3 protein-coding genes and 1 pseudogene are annotated in these 5,199 nt (G+C 40.9%); all 4 read right to left on the bottom strand.

What is annotated here, in order from left to right:
* Nucleotides 1–18: 18 nt before the first annotated feature.
* Nucleotides 19–210, bottom strand: a pseudogene (locus BIV59_RS24610) (UPF0715 family protein); the annotation flags it as partial.
* 479 nt (nucleotides 211–689) lie between these two features.
* The gene (locus tag BIV59_RS22290) at nucleotides 690–1,310 is read right to left on the bottom strand and encodes a rhomboid family intramembrane serine protease (RefSeq protein ID WP_071353650.1); all 621 of its coding nucleotides are present in this window, start codon (nucleotides 1,308–1,310) and stop codon (nucleotides 690–692) included.
* A gap of 151 nt (nucleotides 1,311–1,461) precedes the next feature.
* Nucleotides 1,462–3,480 (bottom strand): ABC transporter ATP-binding protein, encoded by a 2,019-nt coding sequence (locus BIV59_RS22280; RefSeq protein WP_071353648.1) that lies wholly within the window; start codon nucleotides 3,478–3,480, stop codon nucleotides 1,462–1,464.
* Nucleotides 3,477–5,199: ABC transporter ATP-binding protein (locus tag BIV59_RS22275; RefSeq protein WP_071353647.1), on the bottom strand; the 1,723-nt coding region annotated here is incomplete at its 5' end. The genes BIV59_RS22275 and BIV59_RS22280, both read right to left, overlap by 4 nt.

The following is a 5,199-nucleotide window of genomic DNA, read 5'->3' as shown; positions in this document are numbered from 1 at the left end:
AGATTATACTGGTTTGGATTAATTACCAATAATATTTTTTTGTAAAAAAACGGAGTCCCATATCCAATAAATAACCGCTGCGGCAAGGCTGAATTCATAGTACTTTGCCATTTTTACTACATTCATAGTAAAGTCTAAATTTATTAATATAAAAACGATGAACAAGGCAATAAAAGAAAAAAGAATATAAAATAATAAGTATAAAAAACTGAACTTTTTAGGTGTTTATTGAAAAAAGCCTGCAGCGGCACTGCAAAAAGCAAATACGATAAAAAAACATAAAAAGAATAAAAAATAATAGGCATTGGCCGCAGCCAAGATGGTTCTCTAGTTAAAATAATCATAGCAGCAGAAAAAGAGATACTAGAGAACAATAAACATAAAAAGTAATATGGTATTGTGTCACTAATATCAGATGCTATTTCGCTTAATCTCCATATCTTCAATGATATTCAGCCTTCCAGAATTATGTATTTTTTTACATTTTAACATAATTCAACCAATGATAAACTGTCCGGTGAAAGAATTGGTACATAGGTTCCAACCGGGAAATGTGTTCTGCGTAGAAATCCAGTTATTATAACAGAATTGGAGAGTGGCCCGAGAACCGCAGGTGCAGCAGAAGAAGCTTGATGCAGCCCCCATCCCGGAACGAAAATCAGCCCCACCTTGTTCCACAGCAGGAAGGTTTACGTAAACAGCCTTTTAAAAGGGTGTTTTCCATTTTTCTGTGTATATTGCAGTACAGGCGCTAATAGAAAACCAGAAACAAAGCCGCCTGCATGCCCCAAAATACTGATATCGCTAAATATAAAAGTTGTAATCCATCCAGCTGCAATCAGCACCATGATCGCCTTAGCTGAACCGGGATCTATTTTTCTTTTATCAAACAAAATGAGATAGAAATAATATCCCAATAGGGCATAACCGAACCCTGACTCACCTGCGTTCATTAAATTTACGTTAATAGCCAGCAGGACAATTGCCAGACCTGATAGTATAACGGATAAGGCAAACAGCAGAAAATATCTTGCTTTGCCCAGTATCCTTTCTATCGGCGGCGCCAAAAGTATGGTCGCCGTCATATTCATGAAATAGTGTGAAAAGCCATTATGTATGAAAGAATACGTAACTAAACGATAATACTCACCCTCTAAAAAGGCAGATTGGCTGATTCCCCCCCTTTGAGTTAATCCGCCATCAGCACTAAGGGAAAAGATCATAACCAGCGTATTTGCTGCAACAATCAGGCATGTGACAGGATATAAAGAAAGATATTCCTTAAAGGTTTCATTTCTGCTCAGTATCATCTATTCCCTCCTTCAAACTGTTTTACATTCTTGTTCTGCCTTAACACCCGCCATCCCTTCTAAATTGAAGAAAATTAATAAATTCCAGCAAAAAAGTCCTCCATTTTCAAAATGGAGGACTTTTTCTTTGAAATGAGCTTCGGCTGTTTTATTAAACTGCCATGCCCTTTTGCTGTCCTTGCTGGAGTTCATACATTTGATAGTATTTTCCTTTTAGACGCATTAACTCATCATGGCTTCCTTTTTCAGCAATCGTTCCTTTATCAAGTACAAGGATCTGGTCGGCATTTTTGATTGTTGAAAGGCGGTGGGCGATAATGAAGGTGGTTCTTCCTTTCTTAAGAACATCCATTGCTTGTTGAATGATTGCCTCTGTTTCAGTATCAATGCTTGAAGTCGCTTCATCCAGGATTAAAATCGCCGGGTTAAAGGCAAGCGCCCTTGCAAAAGAAATGAGCTGTCTCTGGCCGGATGAGAGGGTGCTCCCCTTTTCAATTACCGGTGCATCAATTCCTTCTTCCAGATGGCTCAAGACCCGGTCCCCGCCGACATCTTTCAATGCTTTCTCAATCATTTCCCTGGTGATGCTGCTGCTGTTCAGGCTGATGTTAGAGGCAATGGTCCCGGAAAATAAGTAAGGATCCTGAAGTACAATCCCCATATGCTTTCTCAGTGTTTGATGGGGAATTTCAGTAATGTTCATGCCATCAATCAAAATTTCCCCTTTATTTGAATCGTAAAATCGGAAAAGAAGATTCATGATTGAACTTTTCCCGGATCCTGTATGGCCGACAAGGGCCACCGTCTCTCCCTGCTTGGCTGTGAAGGTAAGATCCTTCAGAACATACTCATCTTCCTTGTAGCCAAAGGAAACTGATTTGAACTCTACATTTCCATTATACCGTGGAATTTCCTTATCACTGACATCTGCGCCAGGCTCATCAAGTAAACTGAATACACGCTCCCCGGCGACAAGCGCCTGCTCCAGGTTTGCAAATTGGTTGACAATACCCTGGACAGGCTGCAGCAGCCTGCTGATGAAGTCAACAATGGCATACAGCATTCCGAGAGAGATTACAGAGGATGCTGTAAGTGACATATTTCCGAAATACCAGATGAACGATACAAAAGCCGTATTTTTAAGAACGCCGATTAAGTTATGGCTTGTAAGGCTGTTCAGGTTTAATATTTTATTCTGATAGGAAAAATGCTCCTGATTCAGCTTTTCAAATCTTTCCTTTGTATCCTTTTCACGCCTGAAAGCCTGTATCACATTCATCCCCTGAATCGACTCGTTAATGATTCCATTAATGTCACTGATCCTCGCCCGGATAATCTGATTGTAGCCTGATGCGAATTTGCGGTAAATAATCGTCCATAGTACTAAGATTGGAATCAGTGCGAGCGAAAGCAGCGCGATTTTAGGATTCAAAATATACAGGGCAATTACGACCCCAATGATGTTGATGGAGCTGGAAAAGAAATTAGCCAGCACCTGTACATATAAGTCGCGTATCGCTTCTGTATCATTGGTTATACGTGATACAACCTTACCGGCAGGAAGATTATCGAAGTATTTGATAGGCAGCTTTGATATATGTGTAAAAGCATCATTGCGCATTCTCTGAATGATGCGGTGGGCAGACTTCTGAAGGGTAAAGCTCTGTCCGTACTGAAAAATGGCTGATAAGATAACAAGCCCAAAATACAAAAAGACCAACTTAAGGATTTTTGGCGTTTCAGGCTCGTAAAACTTCAGCAGCTCTTTAGTCGTCAGAACTTTTACCCTGTACTGCTCCTTTTTCCCTTTATTTTCAACTAGCAGTGTATTGTTTTTTAATTTCTTGCTTCCTTCAAACGGGACGCGCTGATCAGTGAAAACAAAATGATTTCCAGCCTGGATGATCCGCACTTCTTTTCCCTTATCCTCGTGTCTGGCAAAATAGCTTTCTCTTTTATACCATGATCCCTGGTAGTATACTGCATCCTTCCCCTTTGACGTTTGATGCCATTTAGATTGTATTCCCAGTATATGAGAATCAATTATATTTTTAGCCACGAATGGGCCAGTCAGATCTGCAGCTACTGAAATAGAAAGCATGATTAGGGCCGCGATAATTAACTTTTTATACATCCACGCATATTGGCTTAGTTTTTTAACGATTTTCATGCGCTCACCTCCGGCCCATTTTCCACTTGCTGCCTTTCAAATTGTTCATAATACCATCCATGGCGGTTCAAAAGTTCATTATGGCTGCCTTCTTCAATGATTTCCCCCTGATCCAGTACGATGATATGATTGGCATGCATAACACCTGATAAACGGTGAGTAGTGATGATGGTCGTTTTTCCAGCTCTTTCTCTTTGGATATTGCTGATGATATTTGTTTCTGTTTTTGCATCCACCGCAGAAAGAGAGTCATCCAATATCAGAATTTCAGGATCTTTGATGAGCGCCCTTGCGATGGAAATCCGCTGTTTTTGCCCGCCTGACAATGCCACTCCTTTTTCACCGACAAGTGTTTCAAGCTTATCTGGCAGCATGGCCAGATCTTTTTCAAAATCAGCTAGTCTGATTGCCTTCATCAATTCTTGATCTGTTGCTTCAATCTTCCCGAAATAAATATTTTCTCTGACTGTCCTTGAAAATAGGAAATGATCCTGAGGGACATATCCTACCCAATCCCTCATCTCCTCAACCGGCAGCCTGCCCGCTTCTACGCCGGCTACAGAAATAGTGCCTGAGCCAAGAGGATACTCACGGAGGAGCTGTTTAACAAAAGTGGTCTTTCCGCTTCCTGTTTTCCCGACCACACCAAGAGTCTCTCCGCGCTTAATCGTTACTGTTATATCCTTTAGATTTGGCACTTTAGAGGATGGATAGGTGAAGTTCACAGAATCAAAAACTATATCTTCCGGCTGAATAATATGTTCTGTTACAGGAGCATTTTTGACATCCTGTTCATATGAAAGAGTTTCCTGTACACGGTCAAGAGAAGCATTTCCCCGCTGCAGCACATTGATAAGCTCTCCCATAGCAATCATAGGCCATATCAGCATTCCAAGATACACATTGAATGATACCAGGCTACCGAGCGAAATAACCTGATGGAAAACTAGATAAGCTCCATATCCTAAACCAATTAAATAGCTGATTCCGATCAGGATACTGATAGTCGGATCGAATAGCGCATCGATTTTTGCAACTTCAATGTTTTTCTTATACACATCTTCTGTCATACTATCAAAGTTTCTTTCATCCTGCCGTTCCTGCACATAAGCCCTTATGACCCTGACGCCGGAAACTGATTCAAGAACTTTATCATTCAGTTCGCCAAAAGCATCTTGTGCCTCAGTAAACCGCTTATGGATTTTCTTTCCGTATACCTGCATCATGACTGCCATGACTGGCAAAGGAAGAATAGCCGTTATTGTAAGAGTCCAGCTTATGGTCGTTCCCATCATCAGCAGAATTGTGCATGTATACAGGATGGAATCGGCAAGTGTCAGGATTCCGAATCCTGCGGTGTTTGAAATAGCTTTTAAATCATTAGTTGCCCGGGCCATCAAATCGCCGGTTTTATTTTTTTCAAAGAAAGAGGGTGTCATCTTCAGCAAGTGCCCCATATAGCTGGACCTCATTTTTCTCTCGACTAAAAATGCCCCTCCAAAGAGCTGGTAACTCCATAAATAGCCGAATGTGTAGGTGGAAATCCCTACCGCAGCCAAATAGGCTGCATATTTAACAACACTTTCTTTCGTAAGTGTTCCTGTATTGATATCATCGATTGCCATTCCCACCAGCTTGGGCGGAATGACTTCCAGGATATTTACGATGCATAAACAAATGATTGCAAACAAATAGCGCTTCCATTGTTCTTTAAAGAAC

The sequence above is a fragment of the Bacillus sp. MUM 13 genome, from assembly GCF_001866725.1.
In the GTDB taxonomy this organism is placed as follows: domain Bacteria; phylum Bacillota; class Bacilli; order Bacillales; family DSM-1321; genus Peribacillus.
The sequence above is the reverse complement of the archived record's forward strand: the minus strand, read 5'-3'. Positions and strand labels throughout refer to the sequence as shown.

Coding starts and splice junctions, on each gene's coding strand:
- BIV59_RS22290 (WP_071353650.1), bottom strand. CDS start 1,310: ATGATACTGAGCAGAAATGAAACCTTTAAGGAATATCTTTCTTTATAT.
- BIV59_RS22280 (WP_071353648.1), bottom strand. CDS start 3,480: ATGAAAATCGTTAAAAAACTAAGCCAATATGCGTGGATGTATAAAAAG.